General features: G+C 63.4%; 22 protein-coding genes. 12 read left to right on the top strand and 10 right to left on the bottom strand.

Annotated elements, in window-relative coordinates:
* Positions 1-89: 89 nt before the first annotated feature.
* Together LB551_RS19265 and LB551_RS19270 are read left to right on the top strand one after the other, a co-directional pair.
* A complete protein-coding gene (locus LB551_RS19265) occupies positions 90-917 on the top strand; it encodes an SDR family NAD(P)-dependent oxidoreductase (RefSeq protein WP_224660136.1) in 828 nt (275 codons plus the stop codon).
* Positions 918-1,174: 257 nt separating this feature from the next.
* On the top strand, positions 1,175-2,476 hold the full coding sequence (locus LB551_RS19270; RefSeq protein WP_224660137.1) for an O-antigen ligase family protein: 1,302 nt from the start codon (positions 1,175-1,177) through the stop codon (positions 2,474-2,476).
* 217 nt (positions 2,477-2,693) lie between these two features.
* Here LB551_RS19270 and LB551_RS19275 read toward each other — a convergent pair whose 3' ends face one another.
* Positions 2,694-3,947 carry a polysaccharide biosynthesis/export family protein gene (locus LB551_RS19275; protein ID WP_224660138.1) on the bottom strand — a complete coding sequence of 418 codons (1,254 nt, stop codon included), beginning with the start codon at positions 3,945-3,947 and terminating at the stop codon, positions 2,694-2,696.
* 110 nt (positions 3,948-4,057) lie between these two features.
* Entirely contained in the window at positions 4,058-4,735 is a 678-nt protein-coding gene (locus tag LB551_RS19280; RefSeq protein WP_140550286.1) for a sugar transferase, read from the bottom strand.
* Positions 4,736-5,334: 599 nt separating this feature from the next.
* On the opposite strand from LB551_RS19280, the gene LB551_RS19285 reads away from it, so the two are divergent.
* On the top strand, positions 5,335-5,610 hold the full coding sequence (locus LB551_RS19285; protein WP_140550285.1) for an exopolysaccharide production repressor exox: 276 nt from the start codon (positions 5,335-5,337) through the stop codon (positions 5,608-5,610).
* Between the two features lie 17 nt (positions 5,611-5,627).
* On the opposite strand, the gene LB551_RS19290 is transcribed toward LB551_RS19285, so the two are convergent.
* The 6 genes from LB551_RS19290 to LB551_RS19315 all read right to left on the bottom strand — a co-directional run bounded on the left by LB551_RS19290 (position 5,628) and on the right by LB551_RS19315 (position 11,478).
* Positions 5,628-7,472 (bottom strand): ABC transporter ATP-binding protein, encoded by a 1,845-nt coding sequence (locus LB551_RS19290; protein WP_224660139.1) that lies wholly within the window; start codon positions 7,470-7,472, stop codon positions 5,628-5,630.
* A 6-nt stretch (positions 7,473-7,478) separates the two neighbouring features.
* Positions 7,479-8,450: a serine kinase gene (locus LB551_RS19295; RefSeq protein ID WP_224660140.1), complete on the bottom strand. Its 972-nt coding sequence runs from the start codon at positions 8,448-8,450 to the stop codon at positions 7,479-7,481.
* Positions 8,447-10,363, bottom strand: coding sequence for a lasso peptide isopeptide bond-forming cyclase (locus LB551_RS19300; protein WP_224660141.1), 1,917 nt, complete (start codon positions 10,361-10,363; stop codon positions 8,447-8,449). The genes LB551_RS19295 and LB551_RS19300 overlap by 4 nt, the downstream gene beginning before the upstream one ends.
* Before the next feature lie 3 nt (positions 10,364-10,366).
* On the bottom strand, positions 10,367-10,741 hold the full coding sequence (locus LB551_RS19305; protein WP_224660142.1) for a lasso peptide biosynthesis B2 protein: 375 nt from the start codon (positions 10,739-10,741) through the stop codon (positions 10,367-10,369).
* A gap of 118 nt (positions 10,742-10,859) precedes the next feature.
* Positions 10,860-11,159 carry a PqqD family protein gene (locus tag LB551_RS19310; protein WP_224660143.1) on the bottom strand — a complete coding sequence of 100 codons (300 nt, stop codon included), beginning with the start codon at positions 11,157-11,159 and terminating at the stop codon, positions 10,860-10,862.
* 166 nt (positions 11,160-11,325) lie between these two features.
* Positions 11,326-11,478: a lasso peptide gene (locus LB551_RS19315; RefSeq protein WP_140497189.1), complete on the bottom strand. Its 153-nt coding sequence runs from the start codon at positions 11,476-11,478 to the stop codon at positions 11,326-11,328.
* Between the two features lie 524 nt (positions 11,479-12,002).
* Here LB551_RS19315 and LB551_RS19320 point away from each other — a divergent pair.
* The 8 genes from LB551_RS19320 (at position 12,003) to LB551_RS19355 (ending at position 20,410) form a co-directional block, all read left to right on the top strand.
* A complete protein-coding gene (locus LB551_RS19320; RefSeq protein ID WP_224660144.1) occupies positions 12,003-13,130 on the top strand; it encodes a nucleotidyltransferase family protein in 1,128 nt (375 codons plus the stop codon).
* 70 nt (positions 13,131-13,200) lie between these two features.
* Positions 13,201-14,223: a glycosyltransferase family 2 protein gene (locus LB551_RS19325; protein WP_224660145.1), complete on the top strand. Its 1,023-nt coding sequence runs from the start codon at positions 13,201-13,203 to the stop codon at positions 14,221-14,223.
* Positions 14,224-14,446: 223 nt separating this feature from the next.
* On the top strand, positions 14,447-14,848 hold the full coding sequence (locus LB551_RS19330; RefSeq protein ID WP_140497183.1) for a hypothetical protein: 402 nt from the start codon (positions 14,447-14,449) through the stop codon (positions 14,846-14,848).
* Positions 14,849-14,984: 136 nt separating this feature from the next.
* Positions 14,985-15,860, top strand: a complete 876-nt coding sequence (locus LB551_RS19335; RefSeq protein WP_318012740.1) for a family 16 glycosylhydrolase — start codon at positions 14,985-14,987, stop codon at positions 15,858-15,860.
* A gap of 73 nt (positions 15,861-15,933) precedes the next feature.
* Positions 15,934-17,265 (top strand): UDP-glucose dehydrogenase family protein, encoded by a 1,332-nt coding sequence (locus tag LB551_RS19340; RefSeq protein ID WP_140880610.1) that lies wholly within the window; start codon positions 15,934-15,936, stop codon positions 17,263-17,265.
* 93 nt (positions 17,266-17,358) lie between these two features.
* Entirely contained in the window at positions 17,359-18,801 is a 1,443-nt protein-coding gene (locus LB551_RS19345; RefSeq protein WP_224660146.1) for a GMC oxidoreductase, read from the top strand.
* 14 nt (positions 18,802-18,815) lie between these two features.
* Positions 18,816-19,262 (top strand): hypothetical protein, encoded by a 447-nt coding sequence (locus LB551_RS19350; protein WP_224660147.1) that lies wholly within the window; start codon positions 18,816-18,818, stop codon positions 19,260-19,262.
* Positions 19,263-19,330: 68 nt separating this feature from the next.
* Positions 19,331-20,410 (top strand): glycosyltransferase, encoded by a 1,080-nt coding sequence (locus LB551_RS19355; RefSeq protein WP_224660148.1) that lies wholly within the window; start codon positions 19,331-19,333, stop codon positions 20,408-20,410.
* A gap of 211 nt (positions 20,411-20,621) precedes the next feature.
* Here LB551_RS19355 and LB551_RS19360 read toward each other — a convergent pair whose 3' ends face one another.
* Complete coding sequence (locus LB551_RS19360; protein WP_318012741.1) at positions 20,622-21,644, bottom strand: phosphoribosyltransferase family protein; 1,023 nt, start codon at positions 21,642-21,644, stop codon at positions 20,622-20,624.
* A 49-nt stretch (positions 21,645-21,693) separates the two neighbouring features.
* Positions 21,694-23,190: a lipopolysaccharide biosynthesis protein gene (locus LB551_RS19365; RefSeq protein WP_224660150.1), complete on the bottom strand. Its 1,497-nt coding sequence runs from the start codon at positions 23,188-23,190 to the stop codon at positions 21,694-21,696.
* 189 nt (positions 23,191-23,379) lie between these two features.
* Here LB551_RS19365 and LB551_RS19370 point away from each other — a divergent pair, with 189 nt between their 5' ends.
* The gene (locus LB551_RS19370) at positions 23,380-24,552 is read left to right on the top strand and encodes a glycosyltransferase (protein WP_224660151.1); all 1,173 of its coding nucleotides are present in this window, start codon (positions 23,380-23,382) and stop codon (positions 24,550-24,552) included.
* Positions 24,553-24,556 lie beyond the last annotated feature (4 nt).

Consider the following 24,556-nt stretch of genomic DNA (forward strand, 5'->3'; position numbering starts at 1 on the left):
CGGGCCTCGATCGAGGCTATTTTGCCGTATGAGGTTCAGATCCTCTCGGGACTGATGGACCGTCCCGTACCGTGCGGAGCCTATGCCCGATGACAAACCTCTCCGGCCGCAGCGCAATCGTCACCGGCGGGTTCTCCGGAATGGGTCTGGCGATTGCCACGGCATTGGCGCAGGCCGGCGCCAATGTCGCCGTCGGCTCCTACGTCGCTCCTGCCGGCGCCGAGAGATCCGACGCCGCCTACTATCCCGGCGCCGACGAGATAGAGCGCGTGCGTTCGGCTCTCGGCGCGCATCGAACGAGGATTTACGCCGCCCATCTCGACGTGCGCGACAGCGATGTGACGAACCGTTTCGCGGCTGACGCCCAGGCGGCGGTCGGCCCTGTCGACATCCTGGTCAACGCCGCCGGCACCACGGCCGAGCAGCCGGTCTGCGGCCATTCCGACGCGCTGTGGGAGAAGATCGTCGACACCAATCTCACCGGTGCCTTCCGCGCCACCCGCGCCGTGCTGCCCGGCATGATCGGGCGCGGCTGGGGCCGCATCGTCAACATCGGCTCGACCGCCGCCTCGGTCGGCTGGAAGGACAATCCTGCCTATTGCGCCTCCAAGGCCGGTCTCCTCGGCCTCACCCGTTGCGTGGCGCTCGAAGGGGCGGCGCATGGCGTCACCTGCGTCATGATCAGCCCGACCTGGGTCGAGACCGAACTGATGCGCCGCAACGTGGCGCAGGTCGTCGAGCGCGAGGGCAAGGGCCGCACGGCCGAGGACGCGATGGCCGAGATCGCCAGGGGCAATCCGCAGCAGCGTATCCTCCAGCCGCAGGAGATAGCGGCGCTGGCCGTGTTCCTCTGCTCCGATATGGCCAAGGGCATTACCATGGAAAACATACAGATCACCGGCGGAGCACTTTGGTAGCGCGCACGGCTGGCTATGGGCCTCGGTGGAGGAGGCCGGCACTGAACGAGAACTCCAATTCCGTCCGGGCGGCTGTCCCGGACGTGATCTCTCGGCGCTCGCCCGGCTGTAAGACAAGGTGACGGGATTTGCCATTGAGCGCGGGGCGCGATAGGTTATATTGCACTGCACAATGGAGATGCCGTCGATTGCACCCTTCTTACGGAGATGCCTGCCGGCTACGCGGCGGTCCGGGGTAGGCTCGGCGAGAACCTGAGATGAAGATTCCAAAGTCCTTGCTGATCGATCCCGAGAGGAACTCGGTCTACGGCAGTTTTGCCGTTGCCGTTTCGGTCTGGGCATTCTCCTACTCCGTCATATTCGGCCAGGTGCTGATCCTGGCCTATTATGCGGTGTGGCTGCCCCTCATCATGGTCGACTACAGGCGGTTCCTGCGGCATCTGTCCAGCGCCTGGCTGCCATTGTCGTTCGCGGCCTATGTATGCTTCTCCGTCTTCTGGTCGGACGCTCCCGGCATCACCGCGAGGACGGCCGTCCAGTACTTCTCCCACATCGCCTGCGCCTATGTCGCGGCGCGCGCCGTCAGCGTGCGGACCCTGACGATAGGCGCCCTGGTCGGCATATTCGTCGTCCTGCTCTATTCTCTCAAGGTGGGGGCCTATTCCGAGGACGTCCTTGACGGCACGTATAATTTCGTCGGCGCTTTCGCCTCCAAGAACCAGATCGGATTCGTCGCCTCGCTCGGCATCTATTTCAGCGTCGTCTTCATCGCCTTCCTCAGGCACGGCCGGCTAAGCCTGTTCCTGACGGTGCCGGTCGTGCTTTTGTCGGCCTATCTGCTGGTCATCTCGCATTCGGCCACCTCGATGGCCTCGACACCGGCGGTGCTGGCGCTGGTGATGCTGCTTGCCATGAGCAAGGTGCTGTCGCGACGCTATCGCCGGGTGATCTTCCTGGTCGGCACCGGCATGCTGGTCGTCACTATCCTAGTGGCGCTGAACCTCGGCCTCATGGACTTCGTCCTCGGCCTCTTCGGCAAGGATTCGACGCTCACCGGGCGCACCTATCTGTGGGAGCAGGGCTGGAACGCCGCGCAGAGGGCGCCCATGCTCGGCGTCGGCTATGCCGCATACTGGGTCCAGGGTTTTGCCGAAGCCGAGCGCCTGTGGAACGAGTTCTACATCACCACCCGCACCGGCTTCCACTTCCACAATACCTACATCGAAGCCCTTGTCGAACTCGGCTTCGTCGGCGCGACGCTGGTTTCGCTGGTCATCCTGCGCACGCTCTACGGCCATGTCTCGGCGGTGGCGTTCGGGACATGGCGGGCGGACTCGGTCGTTCTGGCCGGCGTCATGGTGCTGCTCCTGATCCGCTCCTTCGTCGAGGTCGAGATCCTCAATCCCTACATCATGGGTTCCTTCCTGATGTATTTCAGCTTCTTCAAGCTGGCGCGGCTGCCCGTTGCCCGTCCTCGCCGGTCTGCGGCAAGGATCGAGGAGGCGAATGCCGCCAGAGGCTGGAGCGGGCCGGAGCCCGGCACCGACGCGGCTCGATGAATGCGGATCGGTTTCCCGTTTGGGCTTGCTTCAAAACAAGGCGATAGAGCGGCTGGCGATTCGCTCAAACGCCGCCCCGCGCCAGCAATTCCAGGAAAAGTGTGTACGGCTTCCCCGGGGGACGCGCGCAGCGGTTTTCGTCCGGATTGCGCAAAAACAATGACATAGAGCAGCTCGCCGTTTCCGTGAAACAGTGAACGGCTCTATCTCAAGCGGCCTACTGGCTGGGCATTGGCGCCAGCTTGACCTTGATCACATCGCCCGGCAGCACGGGCGTGTCTTCCTTGACCGCAATCTCGCTCGTCTTGCCGTCGGCAGCGCGCAGCAGTGAATAGATCAGGGTAGGCTCTTCGTTGGTTGCGGTGGCGGGATCGGTGGCCTGGGCCATCAATCCTTTCTGCATGTTGACCCTCAGCGCGGCCTCGTTCAGGTCGGCTTCGGTCTGCTGCCGGTCGGCGGCGAGGCTCGAGCTCAGCGTGTTCTGGGCATCGATGGCATCCTGCGTTGCCTTGCTGATCGCTTGTTTGGCGGTGAGGATGGCCGTTTCGTAGTCCAGGATCTTGCCCTGAAGGTCGGTCACGGACTGCTGCGAATCCAGCAGTCTTGCGTTGGCGACCAGGCCTTTCTGGGCCAGCGGGCCGATGCTGGTGAGTTGCTGCTGCGCCAGGTCGACCTGCTTCTGCTGGTTGACGATCTTCTTCTGCAGCGATTCGATCTCGGCCTGCAGAACCCCTTTCAGATCGCTGAGCGCCTCGAGCTTCAGCTTCAGCGCCTTCTGGTCAGCCGTGAGGATCGTCATCTCGTCCGCGACGATGGCCTGCAGTCTGGGATCGCCCTCGACCTCTTTCGGTACCTCGAAGCTCGACTTGCCCGCAAGGTCGGCATCGATGCGCGCGCGCTTGACGATCAGTCGAACGCGCTGATCGTCATATATGTCGAAATTGCCTTTGGCGGTGACCAGGTCCTTGCCGAGCTGCGGGCCGTAGTCGGCGCTTCGCCGGATGCCGCCGGCGATGCTGACCGCCTTCAGCACCGTCAGATCGGGCACATAGGGGAATTGGCCGGGGTTCTGCACCTCGCCCGAAATATAGAACGGCCGGAACTGCGCCATTTCGACCGATGCCTCGGGCCGGTCCGACAAAGCGAGCTTGTGCTGCAGCGCCTCGCCGATCGCCACCGCGACTTCGGCCGTTGTCTTGCCGGATGCCGGCAGTTCGCCGACGAAAGGCACCGACAGCATTCCGGCCGGCCCGACCGTGTATACGCCATTCACCGCCGACCAGTCGCGGAACGTGCCTTCGACGGTCTGCCACTCCGCGATACGGATGGTGAGCTTGTCTTGCGATCCGAGATGGTACTCGTCGGCAATGGCGATCCGAGGCAGGGCGAGCGACAGGGCCAGGCAGCTGGCCACGAGCCGCAAACGCCGCGAGCGGCCCGAATGCGGGCCGCTGCAAAAAACTTCGAACATGTCTATCTTCAACTGAACGTTCCGATCCGCTTTGGCCCCACCAGCCCGATGAGCCTGCGCCCGATGCCTGCCGGGAGAGATCCCCCGCGTGCGATCCGGTTCGCGACCGCTCAGTAGCAGCCGCGCGACATCCAGACAGCCGGAACTGTCTTGATGATGATGCGAATATCCTCGAAAAGTGACCAATTCTCGACATAGTGGCGATCGAACGCGACGCGGCTGTCATAGGAGACGTCGTTGCGGCCGCTGACCTGCCACAGGCCGGTCAAGCCGGGGCGGGACTTCAGGTAATACACGGCGGCGCTGCCATAGATCTCCAGTTCGTCGCGCACGACCGGGCGAGGTCCGACAAGGCTCATGTCGCCCTGAAGGATGTTGATGATCTGCGGCAACTCATCGAGACTGAGTTTCCTCAGGACCGCGCCGACCCGGGTGACGCGCGGATCGTTCTTCAGCTTGCGGGTGGCTATCCATTCCGCCTTGGCGTCCGGATTGGCCGCCAGATAGGCGGCCAGCACCCTTTCGCCGTCCGGCACCATGGTGCGGAACTTGAGGCAAGGGAAAATCCGTCCGCCACGCCCGATTCGCCGGTGACCGTAGAAAATCGATCCGCCATCGGAGAATTTGACGAGCAGCGCTATCATCACGAACAGCGGGCTGAGCGCGATCAGGGCGGCCAGTGAACCGGCAATATCGAAACTTCGCTTGATAAGGCCGCCGATCGGCGGTGGAAAATCGACGCCAGCCTGCGAAAACTCCGCTGTGGCCGACTTGGCAACGTCCCTCATGCCAAAACTCCATGCGTTGACCGGATGGTTTACCGCACGATATCAAAAAAATGTTGCAGCGCAACACACAATTTCCCGTACCCTTGAAATAGTCACGTCATGAATTGACTAAATAATAAGCGAGCCCTGCACAAATTTCGGAATATTTAGCACATTTATGACAATAAATGGGCATAGCCGGAAAAATAGAGGCCCTTTTGGGGCAACTTCTGGGCGCTGCGTTCTTTATGCCCCTGAACCGAACTCGTTGGTGCTTTAGCACGACAGGATATACGAGGGCATTCTAATAAAATACTATTCGATATTGTAGAGTTTACTGAAAAGCACCGAAGTGCCAAAGTTGCGCGTAATCCCCCCGTGTGCGTTGCAGCACGAGCGAGTCGAGCGCAAAAGCTCACCTAAAAATAAATGCGGTTGCCCTTGCGGCCATTTGCTCGCCTTAATAGAATTGCAAATTATACCTGTCAAAGTGGCGGCAGGTTGAAAGGCCGGAAGCAACCGGCCGGGAGCGGGCGACTTAACAAGCCCGCATGACAAGGGACGACGCTCGGGTGGGGCAATGACTTGATATACCCGGGCCGGTTTGTGGGCTGTTGGGTATGTCGCTTCCAAAATTCATCGTTGGGATGATTTTCGCTCTTGCGATCGTCGTCGGCTGGTCATGGCTGGGCGGCGCTTCAATAGGCACGACGCTGCTGCGCGTCATCATCTGTGCCGTGGTCATCCAGGCAGGCTACTTCGTGCTCGTCTATGCCATGATCGTCAGAAGCGCGCCGACGCCGGCCGACAGGACACGCGAGGCCGAAAGAAAGCTGAGTTCGGCCGAGGTGGCCGAGGGTGAAAAGCTGGGCGGCGCCGGGCGAAGCCTTCACTGACCCAGATCGGGCCGGCCTCAGGCAACGTCGGCGGGTTCGGACTCTGACTGTTCGCCCGAAAGCATCCGGGACAATCGGCTTCCGGCTTTCGCCTTCAGCCGCCGATATTGCCCGACCTCGACGACACGGCCGTTTTCCATCGCCACCACCCAGTCGGCGAAGGCGATCATCGATGGCCGGTGCGCGATGGTCAGGATCGTCATCGAGCCGCGCAGCCCGTCGATCGATTGCGCGATCAGCGCCTGGTTTTGCCAGTCGAGCGCGCTGGTCGCCTCATCGAGGATGAGCAGCGAGGGCTTGCGCAGCAAGGCGCGCGCCAGCGCGATCCGCTGGCGTTCGCCGCCCGACAACCGCACGCCGCGGTCGCCGACCACCGTTTCGAGCTTGAGGTCGAGCCGTTCGACGAATTCGGCCGCATGGGCCGATCGCAATGCGACCCATAATTCATCGTCGCTGGCTTGCCGTGCGGCCAGGCGCAGGTTCGCGGCGATCGTGTCGTGCAGGAGAAACACGTCCTGCGGCACGTAGGCGACCTGGTCGCGCCAGCCCCGGCGATTGCCGGCGTCGATCTCGACGCCGTCGACGAGGATCGTGCCGGCTGTCGGCTCGAGCAGGCCGAGCAGCATGTCGGCGATCGTGCTCTTGCCTGATCCCGAGGGGCCGATAAGGGCGGTGACCTTGCCGGCCGGAAGGCCGAAGGTGATGTCGCTCACCACGGTCTTGGCGGCGCCGTCCTCGTAGGCGAAGGAGACACCGCGAACATTCAGTCCGAAATCGAGCGACAGCTTTCGAGCGTCCTCGATCCCGGCATGGCCAGGTTCCCGCTCGGCGTCGAAACGCATCTGCAGGCTGCGCATCGCGGCATAGGCGGGCAGGTTGATCAGGACCTGCTGCGCCTGCGTCTGCATGTCCATGAAGCGCGGCGCGATGCGCATGAAGACCAGCAGCAGCACGACGATCTCGGCCAGGGACAGGTCGAAGCGAACCAGTGCCACATAGATGAACAGGCTCAAGCCGATAACGCTCGCCACCTGGAACAGGGCGGTGCCGGTCGAACTGTTGCGCACATAGGCGATGTTGTCGGCCTTCATCCTTTCGAGTGTCGTCTGCAACTGCGCGAAATAGGTCGCCTCGATGTTCAGGCTCTTGGCCACCTTGATGCCGCCGAGGAATTCCGAGACCGTCCGGTATTGATCCTGACGGTTGCTGGTCAGGACCTGGCCAAAGGCGGTGGCCCGCGACCGGAACGGCCGCAGCGCGAGGAACATCAGGATGCCGATGACCACGGCGAACAGCGTCATGACCGGCGAAATGAACATGGAGATCACGAGATAGCCGGCCAGAAGCACGGCGATCTGTACCAGCATCAACAGCGAGAAGGCCGCGCCCTGGACGCGGTCTATGTCCCCGGTCAGCGCATGGTCGAGGTCGGAGCCGCGCATGCGCGTGAAGACGCCCCACCGTGCCTTGCCGATGCTTTCGAACAGGTTCATGCGCAGGCGGTTGATGAAATCGAAGAGAAGCCTGGCCATGTAGACCGACTTGAAGCGGTTGAAGGCGGCCTGCAGCGCGACCAGCGCGACCAGCATGCAAAGCATTGTCGTCAGCTTCAGCGTGCCGTCCGGCACCAGCCAGCGCACGAAACCATTGTCGGGCAGCCTGATCGCGAAATCCTGGCCGGAGCGTCCGACCAGCTGCAACAGCGGAACCAGCAGCAGGATGGAGATGCCTTCGGTCAGGCTGCCCATGATCAGGAAGAGCAGCGCCGTCCAGGCCCGTCGCCCGCCTATCTGGGCGATAACGGCGCCGAACCCGGCGATTTCCCGAAACAATGACGGGCGAAGGAGCGACGGTTTCGACATCTCCTGCTACCCCTTTCCGGCCATCAGATCATGCTCGACGAGGCTCACGACCTCGCCGATCCTGTCGAGGCCCGTGGGCACTTCGAGCCTGCACACGCCGACGCGATCGGCGAGCCGTGCGCAGTGCCCGAGATGCGCCGCCGCGAAATCGCCGACCAGGGCGGCTCGGCCGAAGCGCGTGACGTATGAAAATCTGATCACGGCCGGCAAAGCGGCGATGCCGGGCATAGGTGAGATATCAGCCTTTTGGCCGCGCTCGAGAATATAAATGCGGGTCGCCGGAACCCTGTCGCGCGAAAAGGCACCCTGCAAACGGTGCTGGGCCTTGTTGATAGCCGGATGCACTTGCGGCCGCACTTGTGCCCCTTCAAGCGAAATCGCGGCAGCCGCGTCGGCCGCCAGCTTGATCTGGGGAAAACCCGGCACGATCATCGGCTCGTCCGGATGGCTGAGATCGAGCGCCACGACGTCATCGGTAAGCAGTTCGTGTCCGGCGCGGATCATGGCGCTTGCCGTCGTCGATTTGCCGGCGCCCTTGTCGCCCATGAAGATGGCGCTTTTGCCGGCAATCGCGACGGCGCTGGCATGCAGCACGAGCAGGCCGCGCTGGTGCAGGATGAGGGCCATCACCGGTCCCAGCAGCGGGAACGCGATCAGCGCGTCGTCGATGCCGGGCGCCGGCTCGACCTCGATGCGGCAGGCGTCGCTGATCAGGAACGCGCCGACGGCGTGCCACGCCAGATATTGCCGATCCGGTTCGAAGCGGAAAATGGTCGCGGCCTCTGGCGAAGGCTTCGGCATATCGATCGCGCCGACGGTGATCAGCATATCCGCTGCCGCCGGTTCGGCCGGCTCCAGCTCTGGCAAGGCCACCTCGGACGCGATGGTCAGGCCGTAGGCCCGATAAAAACGGCGCTGTCCGCGCGGCCAGCCTTGCGCGTGCGGGCGGAGGGCCAGCGGCTCGTTCAACGGCGTCATGCGGCACTCCCGGCACGCTGCACCTGCCGCAGCCACAGCGACAGCGACGCCGAGCGCCAGACATACTGGACATCGAGCGGCGCCGGCCGGTCGGGCCGGCTGAGCAGCCGTGCATAGGCCGCCTTCACGGCCGGCAGGTTTATGTAGGGCTCGATGCGGCCGGCGTCCGGGCCGAGCACCTGTTCCAGGAGGTCACGGTGGTTGCGCAGCATGCCGTTGACGAGATTGCCGGTGAAATCGATCTTGTCGCGCCGCCACTGGACCGCCGCCGGCAGCACGTCTTGCATGGCGCGGCGCAGCACGTAGCGGCCAAAACCGCGGCTGAGCTTCTCCTTGCCCGGCAACGCCAGGCAGAACTCGACCAGCGGCTTGTCCCAGAAGGGATAACGAGGTTCGACGCCGAAATTGGCGGCCGCCTTGTCGAGGACTTCGAAAGAATGCGGCACATAGCCGTTGGAAAGAATCCAGCGGTGGGTCAGCGCCTCGCTGGCGCTTACGTCGGGCGGCTTGTAGCCGGCTCGGTGAACCCGCTCGATAAGCTCGGTGCGGCCGGCAAGATCGGCATTGATCAGGTCGCGCCAGCTTCCGCCTTGCGAAGCCTGGGGCGGTTTTCGCAGCCTGTGCAGGAGCCGGTTCGCGGTATGCCTGAGCCTGGCCACGCGCCAGGCGGGTCCGTAGATGGTCAGGAACTGGAAGTACATGCCGAGCATGCCCTCGCCATAGGTGTTGGAAGCGCTGCGGATCTCGCGCCACAGCTCCAGCCACTTGCCTGCATTGGCAAGCTCGTGCAGATGGCCGTGGCCCTGCGACACGACTTCGTCCCCGCCATGGCCGTCGAGAAGCACCTTGACGCCTTTGGCGCCTGCCGTCCTGTAGACGGTCCGGGTGAGCGTAAGACCCGGCGCCAGGAACGTTCCTTCCTGCTCTTCCAGCACCCGTTCGAATTCCGCGAACGGCGCGTAGTTGCCGACCGGGATCAGCGTGCCGTCGACGCGCTCCTGTTCCAGCACCGCGTCGATGAAGGGGCTTTCGTCCATCGCCGAGCCGCGTTCGAAAACCAGCGAAAAGGTGGGCAGCCTCGGCTTTCCCTCGGACAGGTTTTGCCGGCCCGCCACGCAGGCGATCGAGGAGGAGTCCAGACCGCCGCTCAGCATGGCTGCGACCGCCGCGCTTCCACGCATGCGGTTGCGCACCGACTGCGAGAAAAGATGGGCGAATTCTTCGGCCGCGTCCGACCGCATGGGCCGCGACGACGGCTCGATCTGCCAGTATCGCTGCAGCGTCACGCGCTGCCCCGTCACAGTGAGGCTATGGCGCGCCGGCAGGCGGAAAATATCTGTGTAAGGCGTCGCTTGCGGATCGTCTGGCAGCCCGGCCAGGAAACCCGAGATCTGATGTTCGCTGAGGCGGGCGCCGGCGCCGGTGACGCCAAGGATCGGGCCGATCTCGGAGGCAAAGAAAAAGCGCTGCCCGTCCGCGTGATAGTAGAACGGTTTGACACCGAAATGATCGCGCGCGCAAAACAGCACCTGCCGCTGGGCATCCCAGATGGCGAAGGCGAAATCGCCTTGCAGATGCACGGGACAGGCTTCGCCCCAGCGCAGATAGGCCCGCATCAGGAGCACGGCGTCGGCGACCGATGCGCCGGGGACGCCGAGCCGTGCCATCAGCTCGTCGCGATTGTCCAGGCGGCAATCCGCGGTGACGGCCAGTTTACCGCCCGCCATCGTCAGCGGGCCGGGGCCGGCTTCATCGGTCGTGTTGAGCCAGGCATGGCCGAGCGCGACAGCCTTGTCGGTCCACCATGAACTGCCGTCGCGGGCGCGATGACGCATGCGGGCCAGCATGCGCTGGATATCGGCGGCGGGCGCCGGCGCCTCGTGCCCGTGCAGGATTCCGGCCACGCCGCTCATCGGTCATTGACCATAGTCGACGAGGGGGACGAACTTGTCTATCGAGCCGCCAAGGACGACATGGTTGCCGCTGATCAGCCAAGCATGCGCCTTCAGCTGCTGCCCGGTGTCGCGCTCGATGCCGATGCGTATCTTCGAGGCATTGCCCTGGCGGGCGAGAATGTACTGGCCGGCGAGCGCCTGGGTGAGACAGCTTGCGCGCGGTACCAGGCGGGCCGCGGCGGCAACGCCCCAGGCGACACGGCGCAGCTCTCCCGTGCTGGCGCATTCACGTGCCTCCAGCCGGGTGACGATGCCGCGGAGGCGGTTGTAGGAGAACAGGGTCAACCCCAGCCGAACGGCCGCGACCACCAGCAGGCAGTGGCAGAGGAACAGCATTTCCGGGCCGCTCAGGGAGAGAGCTCGAAGCCGACGCCGCCGGTGCTTGGTCTGGCCGGGACTTTTCTCCGTCGCAGGTTCTTGCCGCAAAACCGTGACCCGCTTTTGCGGAACCTGCCTAGACAGGTTCCTCATGATGCAGCCTCGCAAGTCCGCTATCGGCCAGACCTTTCAACAGTGCGTCGACATCGGTCTTGCAGCGCTCGGCGTCGACATCATAGCGCGCGAGCACGGCCCGGCGGATTTCGACAATTGGTTTCGGCTCCTGGATCAGCTCCCAGATGAACGTGCCTACCCCGTTGAGGCTGTAGTAGATGTTGGATTTCAGGTTGAGAAGCGCCAGGCCATTGCCGAATTCGCAGGCGACCGCTTCCTTGGTCGCACTTACGCGATCGTGGTCAGATGGGTTCCAGTTCATCCGAAAACCTCGTTTGCTACACACTGTCCGCAATGCGTGCCGACAATTCTGGCGATAAAGAAAAGCCGGTTCAGGCAATGAAGAGAAGCCGGGATTTTCACCCCGACTCCCTTTATGGTTCTTGGATTCCAGAGGCCCAACGTGTCCCTCTAGAATCAGGACAGGCTCAGGAGAACGTCAGGTCGCCAATCGGCGTGTGCGCAGGAAATGCTGCGTCGAGCGCCGTGTTGCCGCCACCGCCCTGAGTGATGGTTTCAATCGAACCATGAACCGTCAGGCTGGGCGTTTCGTACTCCTGCTTTTCAACATTCTGTTCCATTTTACACTCCATCAAGGACTGGAAACGGCCTGTCGATTGCCGGCGGCACTTTCATGCTGCGATGCAATAGCTGCATGGCAGCATTTATGAGTCAAGCCTGATTTACCGCGCATTAATCAATTATGGACTGCACGCGCAGACACAGTCGTGAGTAACGATCTCAAGCTTTGGCCTTCATCGCCTTCACATCCCTGCATATGGGCCTGATGCACTAGGTCAGCATAAGAAATTGATTTGCAAATATAAACTTTTTAACCCCTGTCACTTCAAGGCATGGCGACAAATAATACCGCAGCGCCGGGTCTCCCGGTAAGGTTTGCTACGGAACGCCGAAAACGCCACTCGTCCCTTGTGGTCCAGTGGTTCTCCTCACCGTTCGCCCGAGCCGGTTTCGATAAACGTCGTGGCTGGATTTTTGCGCTGCAAAAGGAAAAACTGGACGGCGCCAAGGTTTTTGGCGATGCTTTGCTTCGCACCTGCAGCATAGGCGTCATGCCGATCGCTTCTGGAGAACCGTGCGCCCGATGGCTCTGACCGAACGTTCATATGAGCGACTGCGCGCCGCCGATTGCGCCGGCGAGATCGCCTATGTGCAGGCCTGTCTGCGGCTGTTTTTCGCGGCGCGGTCCGGCGCCGCGCCCGGCGATGCCTCCGGGCTCGCCGTAGCCAATGTCACCGACATAGCCAGGTTGAACAAGGTCTCGACCTTTATCCTCAAGGTGCTGTCGCGCGCGCCCGCGAACGGGCCGCCGGCCCAGCTCTCCCAATGGCTCGACGCCTACCGCCGGAAGACCGTTTCGATGAACGCGTCCTGCATCATGGATTCGATGGCGATCCAGGCGGCGCTGCGCGACAGGCAGATCGATTTCGTTTTCCTGAAAGGTCCCTTCCAGCAGCATCTGCTTTACGACGATCATTTCATGAAGCCTTCGGGCGATGTCGACATATTGGTGGCGCCGGCCGGGTTCTTCAGGGCGCGCGAGGCGCTCCGCTCGATCGGATACGAGATCGCCGGCAAGTCGCGCTCCGTCTGGTGGGTCCGTTTCCTCGGCGAACAGCACATGATCCGCGGTGACGGGCCGACGCAATCCACTGTCGATCTGCATTATCGGCTCCAGCAGCCCGGCTCGCCCAGCCCGCGCGACGCGGATGGCTTCCTGCGGCGCAAACGGCAGGTCGAGATCACCGGCGTCGAGGTGCCGTTCACATCGGCGGCCGACACTCTGCTGTTGTCCTGCATCAGCGTCGCCAAGGCGCTTTTCAACCGGGAACCCTGCGCCGGTTACGTCTGCGACGTGCGTGCCAGCGCCGACCGCCTGAACGAAGCCGAGCAGCAGCGCCTGCTCGATGCCGCCGCGGCGCAGGGGCTGGACGACACGCTGCTGCTTGGCCTGCGCGCCGCCGACGTGCTCCTCGGCGGCGCCGGCACGCTCCTGTCGCAGCGCGCCGCGCGGATGCTGTCGCGCATCGGCAATGAGGACCTGCTCAACATGGTCATCGCGCCATGGCTGTCATCCCTGCGATGGCCGCAGCGGCGCACTGTGTTGTGGGAGTTGTGCGGTCGTGCGCCGGTCCGCTATCTGGCGGAGGCCGGCTGGGCGGCATCGGCCGACATCAGCCGCCGCATCTTCGAACGGCAGGGCAGCCCGTGACGGGAAGCCCGTCGGACATCGAACACGTACAGGGCGAGGGCAGAACGGAACCTGTGCAAGAGGCAAATTCATGTCGATGACGGAATCAAAGGTCTGCGTGATCATCGCGGCCCGAAACGCGGCGCGAACAATCGCGGTGGCCATCGCGTCCGCGCTGCGCGAACCGGAAGTGGCGGAAGTCGTCGTCGTCGATGACGCCTCCACCGATGACACGGCCCAAGCCGCCCGCGCCGCCGATGACGGCAGCGGCCGGCTCGCGGTGATGCGCCTCGACGTCAATCGCGGCCCCTCCTTCGCCCGCAATGCCGCCATCGCGGCCTCGCAATCGCCGTTCATCGCCATTCTTGACGCCGACGACTTCTTTCTCGCGGGCAGGTTTCACAACCTGTTTGCCGGCGCGGACTGGGATTTCGCGGCCGACAACATCATGCTCATCAGGGACGACGCCTTGAGCGATGTCACCCAGATCGTCGCTCCGAAGTTCGCGGCCGAGCCGGAATTCCTCGACCTCGAGCGCTTCGTCGAAGGCAACATCTCCAGACGCAACGTGCGCAGAGGCGAACTCGGTTTCCTCAAGCCGGTGATCAGCCGCGCTTTTCTCGACAGGCACGGCCTGCGCTATGACGAGAGCTTGCGTCTGGGCGAGGACTACGAACTCTACGCGCGCGCGGTCGCCAAGGGCGCGCGCTTCAAGGTCATCCGCTCCTGCGGTTACGGCGCCATCGTGCGGGCCGATTCGCTGAGCGGTCGCCACAAGACGCAGGACCTGAAGCGTCTTGCCGACGCCGACCTGGCGCTGCTGGCGATCGACAGCCTGCCTGAGGGCTCCAAAGCGGTGCTGCGCCGCCACGAGCGCCATGTGCGCGACAAATACCGGCTGCGGAATTTCCTCGACGTCAAGGCCGAGCGGGGCCTGGCGTCGGCCGCGGCCTACGCCTTCGCAAGCCAATCCAACCTGGTTCCCATCGTCCAGGGCGTGGCGTCCGACAAGCTCGAGGCGCTGTTTCGCCGCGTCGGGCTTGGCTCCAGGCATCAGCATGTGCCGCCAACGCGTTTTCTCATGGCCGGCACCAGCACGGGCAAAGAGCCTTGAATGCGGTCGTCCGGCCGCGCTCTTGCCAGCGCGTCGCGCAAACCATTTCGGGCGGATTTATGAGTTTACGAATTGGGTGGTTGCCTACGCGGCCCGGGGATGGCAGTCTATGTTGCGGTGCAGCAATTAGGATGGCCAACGAGCTGGCCTCCGATCGGACTGCCCGATATTGAACCGGTAAGGGGCCCGGCCGACGGTCGGACCACCACAGGACTTTGAACGCATGGCCTCGATATTCGGCTTCAGATCAAGGAATCCGGCCCGCGACCGGCAGACCGACATTTCGCGTCTCGATCGCCTGGCGAAGCTGTTCGAGCAGATCGCGGCGGAGATCGAGGCGGAGCGAAACGGGCTGGAGAATCGTTACAAGGCGACCGCCACGAACGCCGCCTTTCTGGTCGAGGCCATGGAGAACGGCTCGGCGTCTGCGCGCCGTTCCGCCGAGGTCGATGAATTGACGACGTCGATCCTGAATTGCGAGCGCCGCATCGCGGCGTTGTCACGCCAGAACGGCATGGTGCGTGAGCTTCGTCATTCGCTGGATATGGTTTTCGATGAGGACGGGTCGTCCGATATGACGGCCAGCCAGAGGCTCGCCAAACCGGCGGGCGCCGGCAGAGGGTGAAGGCTGAAGGGTGGATTTGGCGCGAGGCGGGAAGGCAGCTTGGGGAGGGGCTGACGGCAGAAGGAAAGCGCCGTTTGGCAATCGCTCGAATGTCTACTTTGGGTTGGGGATGCACAGCACAAAGGTTGAGTTTCGTATGAATGCGGATCCGAGAACCACGTCCACCGTCGCAGTCCGCGGCATGTCGTCAACGCGCCAGGCCAGGCAAGCCCGCCCGGGCGGTTCCACCGGACGCAGAACTGCCCTGGTCGCGCTGGTCGCTCTCGCTGGCTTGTTCGCCGGGGCGGCGCCATCATGGTCGCAGGATCTGAAGTCGGCGCCCTCATTCGTCGATGATTTCACCAGCTTCAACCGCCAGCGCTGGTATGTCTCCGATGGCTGGACGAATGGCGGCCATCAGAATTGCACCTGGGCGAAGGGGCAGGTCAGCCTAGCGGACGGCGTGCTGTCGCTCGGTTTCGAGAAGCAGAAGACGAAGGACCGCGACTACGCTTGCGGCGAAATCCAGACCAAGCAGCGGTTCGGTTACGGCACCTACGAGGCGCGCATGAAGACCGATACCGGTCCCGGCCTCAACGCGGCTTTCTTTTCCTATATCGGCCCGTCGGACAAGCAGCCCTGGGACGAGATCGACTTCGAGATCCTGACCAAGGACACGTCCAAGGTTCAGGTCAATGCCTACATCGCCGGCAAGGGCAAGAACGAGAAGCTGGTCGACGTGCCGGGCGGCACGGAAAAGGCCTTCAACGACTACGCCTTCGTCTGGCAGAAGGACAGTTTGCGCTGGTACGTCAACGGCCAGCTGGTGAACACCATCACCGATCCGGCAAAGCTGCCCAGCCATGCGCAGAAGATCTTCTTCAGCCTCTGGGGCAGCGATACGATGACCGGATGGTTGGGCGCATTCGCCGATCCCGGCCGCAAGCTCTCGCTGCAGATCGAGCGCGTCGCCTTCACCGCGCAGGGCGACCCCTGCCAGTTTCCGGAATCGCTGGCATGCAGCGTAAAGTAGAACCTATTGGAAAAGTCGATTTGAAACGGTTGGGCCGACCACGGTCCGCCGCCCTGGACAGGAACGAAACAGAATGAATCTGACGGTGTTTGGTATCGGCTATGTCGGTCTCGTGCAGGCCGCGGTGCTTGCCGAAGTCGGCCACCAGGTTGTCTGCGTCGACGTCGACGCAGGCAAGGTCGAGCGGCTCAACCAGGGTCTCGTCCCGATTTTCGAGCCGGGCCTCGAAAGCATCGTCAGGGAGAACCACGCCGCCGGCCGCATCAAGTTCACCACCGACGCGGCGGCCGCCGTCAAGCATGGCGAGATCCAGATGATCGCGGTCGGCACGCCTCCCGGCGAGGATGGCTCGGCCGATCTCAAATATGTGCTGGCGGTCGCCGAGACGATCGGCCGGGAAATGGATGCGCCCAAGATCGTCGTCGGCAAGTCGACCGTGCCGGTCGGCACCTGCGAGAAGATCAAGGCCAGGATCGCCGAAACGCTGAAGAAAAGAGGCCGCGAGGACCTGACCTTCGACGTCGCTTCCAATCCGGAATTCCTCAAGGAAGGGTCGGCCGTCGCCGATTGCATGAAGCCGGACCGCATCATCGTCGGCACATCGAGCGAGGGCACAGAGGCGGTGATGCGCGAGCTTTACGCGCCCTTCAACCGCAACCACGAGAAGATGATCGTGATGGACGTGCGCAGCGCCGAATTCACCAAATACGCGGCCAATTGCATGCTCGCCACCAAGATCAGCTTCATGAACGAAATGGCGAACCTGGCCGAACAGCTCGGCGCCGACATCGAGGAGGTGCGCAAGGGCATCGGCAGCGATCCGCGCATCGGCTACCACTTCATCTATCCGGGCCTCGGCTATGGCGGCTCCTGCTTTCCCAAGGACGTGCGCGCCCTCATCAAGACCGCCGAAGGCGTCAAGTTCGACGCCAAGCTGCTGCGCGCGGTCGAGGAGCGCAACAACGAGCAGAAATCCGTGCTGTTCGACAAGGTGAACCGCTATTTCAAGGGCAACCTCAAGGGCAAGACCTTCGCGCTCTGGGGCCTGGCCTTCAAACCCAACACCGACGACATGCGCGAGGCGCCGGCGCGTGTGCTGATGGAGGCGCTCTGGAACGCCGGCGCGACCGTGCAGGCCTATGATCCCGAGGCGATGCAGGAATGCCAGGCCATCTATGGGCTGCGCGACGACCTGCTTCTGTGCGGCACCAAGGAAGCGGCGCTGCGCGGCGCCGATGCGCTGCTGATCGCCACCGAGTGGAAGAGTTTTCGCGCGCCGTCCTTCGACGCGCTGAAGGACGCGCTGACCACGCCGATCATCTTTGACGGCCGCAACCTCTATGATCCCAAGGTCATCGCCCGCCATGGCATCGAATATCACTCGATCGGCAGGATGGCGGCATGAGACCGGGTTTGGGCAATCCAATGTGGGATCGCCGCGACCGGCCGGTTTGCTTGCGATGACGAACGCACAAGACCCGGAAAGGAGTTGCGGCTGATGGTGCTGGACGTAAAGCCGGAGCAGATCACCAGGGACCACTTTGACGTTGTCGCGATCGGTTCCGGTTTCGGTTCGGCCTTCTTCCTGCACGAATTCACGAAGCGGCGTAAGGCGCGCATCCTGCTCCTGGAATGGGGCCGGCACAACACGCATGAATGGCAGCTCAAGCAGAACGTCAACACCGACATCGAGGACGAGTCGACCTACAAGACCAATTCCGACAAGCCGTGGAACTACACGATCGGGCTGGGCGGCGGCACCAATTGCTGGTTCGCGCAGACGCCGAGATTCCATCCCAACGACTTCAGGCTGAAAAGCACTTACGGCATCGGCAATGACTGGCCGATCAGCTATGACGACGTCGAGCCGTTCTATTGCGACGCCGAAGACATCATGTCGATCTCGGGCGATCCCGACATGGCGGCGCTGCTGCCGCGCTCGAGGCCGTTTCCGCAGCCGCCGCACCGCATGTCGACGCCCGACCGGATGATGAAGGCGGCGCAGCCCGGCCAGCATTTCGTCATGCCGACGGCGCGCGCCCGGGTGCCGACCGCGCAGCGCACCTCGTGCTGCGCCAACCTCAGATGCTGGCTCTGCCCGGTCGACGCCAAATTCACCGCCAATAACGGCCTGATGCATGTCTTCGAACATCCCGACGTTTCGGTCTGCCTCGGTTCGGAAGTGCGCCGGCTCGACCATGCCGGCGGGGCGGTCCGCTCGGTCACCTTCGTCCACGCCGGCAAGGAATATCAGGTCAGCGGCGACCTCTTCGTTCTCGGCGCCAATGCCATCCAGAGCGCGGCGATCATGCTGCGCTCCGGTCTGGGAGGCGAATTCGTCGGCCGCGGCCTGCATGAATCCTATGGCTGGAATTTCGAGGTCTATCTCGACGGTGTCGACAATTTCGACGGCAGCACCATCACCACCGGCTTGAATTTCGGCCTCTATGACGGTCCGCACCGGTCCGAGCACGCCGCCGCGCTGGTCTATTTCGAGAACCGCTGGCAACACGGCATGCGCGCCGAGAAGGGGCGGTTGCGCCAGGCGCTGCCGCTTGTCGTGGTGACCGAGAACCTGCTCGACCATGAGAATTTCGTCACGCTCGACGAGGACGACAACGCCTTCGTCAGCTTCAAGGCGCCGTCGGACTACGCGGTCAAGGGCATGGCGCGGGCGCTGGAGAAACTGCCCGGGCTGCTTGCCCCGCTGCCGGTCGAACAGCTTTTCGATCGCGGCATCCGGCCAACCGAATCGCATGTCCAGGGTACGCTCCGGATGGGAACGGGCCCGGCCGATTCGGTCGTCGACAGCGACATGACCCATCACCAGCTCAGGAACCTGGTCGTGGTCGGCACCAGCACCTATCCGAGCTGTTCGTGCGCCAATCCAAGCCTGACCGCGGCAGCGCTGTCCCTGCGGGCGGCGAGCCGGATGGCGTGAAAGGAGCAAACCGGATGATAGAGATCTCGCGACGCTCCGCACTGGCCGTCCTGGCGGGCGGGTTGGTATCGACGGGCATTGCCTACGCGGCCGTGTCCTCGTTTTCGGATGAGGATCTGGTGCGCGTCACGCTCGAGAGATATCTCGGCAAGCTCAACATGCGCATCGAGCATTTGCAGCAGTTCGTCCTGGCGTTCCGCGACAGGAACCCGTGGATATTCCCGAGCGAGAAACTCAGCGACGCCGTCACCTTGCTCGAGGAGACAAGGCTGGGCAAGGCCCGCGCCTTGCTGCCGGAGCAGAAGAAGCAGGATCTCCTGCATTTCGACCGCTGGCTGATCGCCGAATTCCACATGCTGACCGACTACGCCTGGCGCAGTTCGCCGGGCGATCCGATCCGGTTCACCGGATGGCAGCCATGCACCAATCCGTTCGCCAATCTCGAGCAACAGAATGCCTGAAGCGGCGGTGCCGGAGCAAGCTCTCGGACCACATTGAACGAAACGCGAAAGAACCAGGAGCCAGGATCATGAAAGTTCTTTTTGCAGGCGGCAACGGATACACGCCCGAATTCAGCGGCGGCGTCCAGTCGAGCACCCATCATCTGGCCGAGCAGTTGATCGAGCACGGCCATGAGGCGGCCGTACTGGCCGCCCTGTTCGGCGACGGCGTCTTCGGCTTCAAGGCGCGCGCCAAGATGAAGCTGCTGCGTCAGCCGGCGGTCATCGACAGTTTTCCCGGCTATCCGGTGGTGCGGGCCTGGTTTCCCTGGAAGGCGGCCGAGTTTGCCGTCCGCAGATTGAGGCCAGACGTGGCCGTCGTCCAGTGCCACAAGTCGGTTCCGGTGGGCAGGGCGCTGCAGGCCGAAGGCGTGCCGCTGGTCGTCTATCTCAGGAACGTCGAGTTCCATGAGTTGGGCGGCGATCTGCGCGAGCTGCATTCGGCGCTCTACATCGCCAATTCGCAATTCACCGCGCGCGCCTACAAACAGAAATTCGGCATCGACGCGGCGGTGCTGCCGCCGACCATCAATGCTGCCCTCTACAGCACGCCGACCACGGGCCAGTTCGTCACCTTGATCAATCCGTACGAGGAGAAAGGCTTCGAGCTCGCCGTGCGCATCGCCGGCGCCTGCCCCGAGATTCCGTTCCTGTTCGTGGAGAGCTGGAAGCTCGCCGACGATCATCGCGCCCGCATCGAGCAAACCATCGCCCCGTTCTCCAACATCAGGCTGGAGAACCGCACCGGCGATATGAAGACCGTCTATGGCCGCACCAGGATCCTGCTTGCGCCCAGCAAATGGGAAGAGGCCTGGGGCCGTGTGGCTTCGGAAGCCCATTGCAGCGGCATTCCCGTCATCGGCTCGCGGCGCGGCGGCCTGCCCGAAGCGATCGGCCCGGGCGGCGTGGTGCTGGATTACGATGCGCCGCTCGCCGACTGGATCGCGGCCGTCAGGCTGCTGTGGAACGACCGTCGGGAATATGACCGGCTCTCGGCCACGGCGCGCAGCTTCTCCGAGCGTCCGGAGCTCGATCCGGACCGCCAATTCCTCACCTTCTTTTCCATACTGGACAAGGCCACACAGCAGCGTTCGCGACAGGCGGCGTAGCCAAGGCTCAGGCTGGTGCCGACCCCGGCAGTCTCGTGATAGGAATTTTTTCTTGACAGGGTGAAGGCAGCTATGGTAGATTTTCAGTCATGGTGCTGAGTTGCGCCGGAAACCCGCCGCACAGGCGGGTTTTTCGTTTGATACCTCTCGACCGACGCGCCGGCGAACACTCCGAAGGAACCCGTTAATCTGGATTCGCAGCCTTGGCGGATCAGGCCAGGCGCTTGACCCGGCTTTTCAGCGTCTCGTAGCCGCGGGCGCCGAGCAGGGCCCGGGCAAGGGCCTTGGCGGCGCCCTTTCGGCCTTCCTGTGACTTGGCCTGTCGCAACCTGGCCGGCAGGTTGCGCGCCGCCTGGCCGAGCGCCGGGAGCGACAGCGCGTTGGGAAAGCTGACCATGTGCGTTTCGACGCACAGCACCGGTTTGCCCGACAGCTCGGTGATCCTCAGCGCCTGCTCGTGCTCGCTCTCGATGAACAGGATGGCATCGGATTTGCGGTAGAATTCGGCCTTGAAACTGCCATGCGCGCCAAGCCGCTGGCGCTCCGCCTTGCTCGGCAGGTCGAGCATGACCAGATGATCGTACTCGATCTCGTGCTTGGCCAGCCACGCCTCGGTCAGCGCGCGGTATTTCTCCAGCCGGCTGGTCACCAGCCAGCCGATCTTGCGGGTCGCGGTATGGAGCGGTCGCGCTTCGCTAAGGAATTTCTCGTAGGCCGGACCGTCGTCGTTTTCGGCCTCGGTCGGATCGAGGCACAGCACCCCGTCTATGTCGACGCAGCATTGCGCAAGGAATTTGTGATGCATGAAGTTCCACTGGAACATGCGCGGATGCGGCACGACCTCGAAGACGACATCGGTCTCGGCATGCTGCGGCTCAAGCCCGAACACGGCGGCAAAGGTGTAGTCAGCCTCGATGCCGGCACCCTCTATGCGGGCGCGGGCGTCGCGCATGGCGTTGCCGCCGGAGACGCTGTCGTCGATCACCAGCACCTTGCGCATTTCCGCGACCTTGCGGTCGAGCACCGCACGGCGCTTGGTGATGCCCGAGGTGTAGACGCGACCCTCGAGGAAGGAGTCCAGGTCGGTCATCGGTATGTTCGCCGCGAGGCTGACCAGCGTCGCCGCCAGCACGCCGCTTCTGGGGACGCCGACCACCAGGTCGATGTCGCGCGGCAACCGGTGAAGGTTGCTGACGATCGCGTCGTTCATGTCTGAGATCGATCGGTAATGCATGGATCAGGCCTGATGCTCGGGTGAACGGTAAGGGTCGAAAGCGCCGAAATTATTGCGCCTCACGCGGTGCTGCCGCCGGCGGCCTTGCCGGCAGCATTTTCAAGGCCTCGCGCAAGGCTTCACGGCCGGCTGCGAAGGCCAGCGCGATAACGATGGTGATGAGATAGGCAAGGATGGCGCCGCTGGCCAAGGCGACGACATGCTGCTGCGGCAGCAGCGGCTTCGCCAACCAGACCGCCGCCAGCGCCACATGCGCGCCGAGCACGAACGGCGTCGCCGCGCGAAGCACGTGGCTTGCCCGCAGCGGCCCGCTCCTGCCGACATAAAGCCACAGGAAAGGCGTGCGCAGATATTCGCTGACGGCATAGGCGATCGCCACGCCGAGCGCGCCATAAGGCAGGCCCAGCACGAAAGCGAGCACCGACGTCACCGCCGTGATGATGCCCCAGCGCATGAAGTCGCCGGAACGGCCCTGGCTGACGAACAGCCATCCGGCCGGATTGTTGAGCGGCTGCAGCAGCCCGGCGAAGCCCAGCGCCAGGAAAATGCCGGCGCTCGCACGCCACTGCTCGCCGAGCACGAACGGAATGAGTATGTCCGACATGGCTGTGGCGAAAGCGACGCCGGGAAGCGCCACCAGCAGGATCAGCGGCATGACGCGAAGATAGGCGCTGCGGTAGCGGTCGGGCTCGTCCTTCAGCCTGGAAAGAGCCGGCACCATCACCTTCGACAGCGGGTTCGTGATCTGGCTCAGCGGGAACAGGAGCAGCTTGTAGGCACGGTCATAGAGGCCAAGCTGCGCCTCGCCCCAGTATTTTCCGATCAGCACGTTGTCGAGATTGCGGGCGAAGAAGTTGGCGAAGTTGAAGCCGGTTATGCCGGCGCCGAAATTGATCAACTCGCTGATTCCGGCGACCTTGCGTGGCAGGCTGGGCCGCCAGCGCGAACTGGCCCAGTAGCACAGCGTCGGCAGCACGGCTCCGGTCAACGTGCCGGCGAAAAGCGCCCAGTAGGAGCGGTCGATGAAGGTCCAGGCGATCGACACGGCAAGACCAGCCACGGCGCCTGCGACATCGATTATGGCCAGGCGGCCGAACTGCATGCGGCGGGTCAGGAGCGCCAGATGCTGCGCACCGAGGCCGTAGGCCATGATCTGCAGGCCCAGCGCCGCCACCAGGCCAGCCACACGTGGCTCGCCGTAGAAGGCGGCGACCAGCGGTGCCGCGCCGGCAAGCACGCAGGCCAGGATCGCGCTGACGGCGACATTGATCCAGAACAGGTAGTTCACCTCGTCGTGCCGTATGCCCGATTTCTGGATGGTCGCCTGGGTGAGGCCGAAATCCTGGAACAGCGCGATGAAGGCCAGCACCGGCGCGCACATCGCCACGACGCCGAAATCCTGCGGCAACAGGAGACGCGACAAAACGATGACGGAAATGATCTGCGTGGCGACCCGCACGGACTGCGACAAGGCCGTCACGACCGCGCCACGCCCGACCGATTTGCGCAGCGAGCCTTCTGGCGGATCGAATGGATTGGCTTCCAAATTCAGGATTCCTGATTCTTGTGCAGGTTCCGCCCAGGAACCATGCAACCGCCGCCGCGGCCAAATTACGGCATTTATTTTGCAGTGCAACAAAAAACGTGGATTTTGCTACGCTGCACCAAAAATGTTGCGATGCAGCAAGACCTGTACTAGGTTCCCCGTGGGTGGGCCAACAGCGGTCGAGTTTTCATGCTGAATGTCTTGTACCTTGTGCATGACGTTTCCGACCCGGCAGTGCGCCGGCGGATTACAATGCTCAGGGCAGGTGGCGCCCAGGTCACGCTCGCAGGCTTCCGCCGCACGGCAAATCCCATTGCCGACGTCGAGGGATTGCGGCCGCTGGATCTCGGCGCGACGCGTGACGGGCGATTCGCCCAGCGTCTGACGGCGGTCGCCAAGGCGGCGGTTTCGATCGGCGCCAGGCTGCGCGGCATGCCGAGGCCCGATCTCATCATCGCGCGCAACCTGGAGATGCTGGCGCTCGCCCGCCGCGCCAACACGGCATTCGGCGCCGAGGTGCCGATTGTCTATGAATGCCTCGACATCCATCGCCTGATGCTTCGCAGCGATGCGGTCGGCAGGGCGCTGCGTGCCACGGAACGTTACCTTGCCAGGGACGTAAAGCTTCTGGTGACCAGCTCGCCCGCGTTCACCGCCAATTATTTCGAGCCGTTCGGCCAGGTGACGGCGCCGGTCGAACTGGTCGAAAACAAATATTTCGAGGCAGCAGCGATCCTGCCAGCCCAGCATGAGATGGCCGAGGCGCCTGCCGCACCACCCTGGCGCATCGGCTGGTTCGGGGCATTGCGCTGCCGCCGCTCGCTCGAACTCCTGGCCGATTTCTCGCGCCGCGCCGAAGGCCGGTTCGAGATCGTGCTGCGCGGCCGCCCGGCGTTGACCGAATTCCCGGATTTCCACGCCTTCGTCGAGGCGGAGCCCTGGCTTTCGTTTCGCGGACCCTATCGCAACCCGGAGGACATGGCGGCGATCTACCGGGACGTTCATTTCTCCTGGGCGATCGATTTCTTCGAGGCGGGCCAGAATTCCGAATGGCTGCTGCCCAACCGACTCTATGAAGGCTGCCGTTTCGGCGCGGTGCCGATCTCGATGGCCAACACGGAAACCGGGCGGTTCCTCGGCCGGCAGGGCATCGGCATTCTGTTGCCCGAAGCCTCACCCGACGCGCTCGAAGCCGCCATCGGCAAGATGGAGGAGCGCCGCTTCAGCACGCTGAAGGAGCGCGTTCTGTCGCGCAACCCCAGGATATGGAGCTATGATCGCAGCGATTGCCGCGCGCTGGTCGAGAAGCTCCGCAGCCTGGCCGCAATACGCGAACCCTTCGCGGCCGAGGCTTTGGCCTAGGATG

The sequence above is a fragment of the Mesorhizobium sp. BR1-1-2 genome (genome assembly GCF_020165435.1).
In the GTDB taxonomy this organism is placed as follows: domain Bacteria; phylum Pseudomonadota; class Alphaproteobacteria; order Rhizobiales; family Rhizobiaceae; genus Mesorhizobium.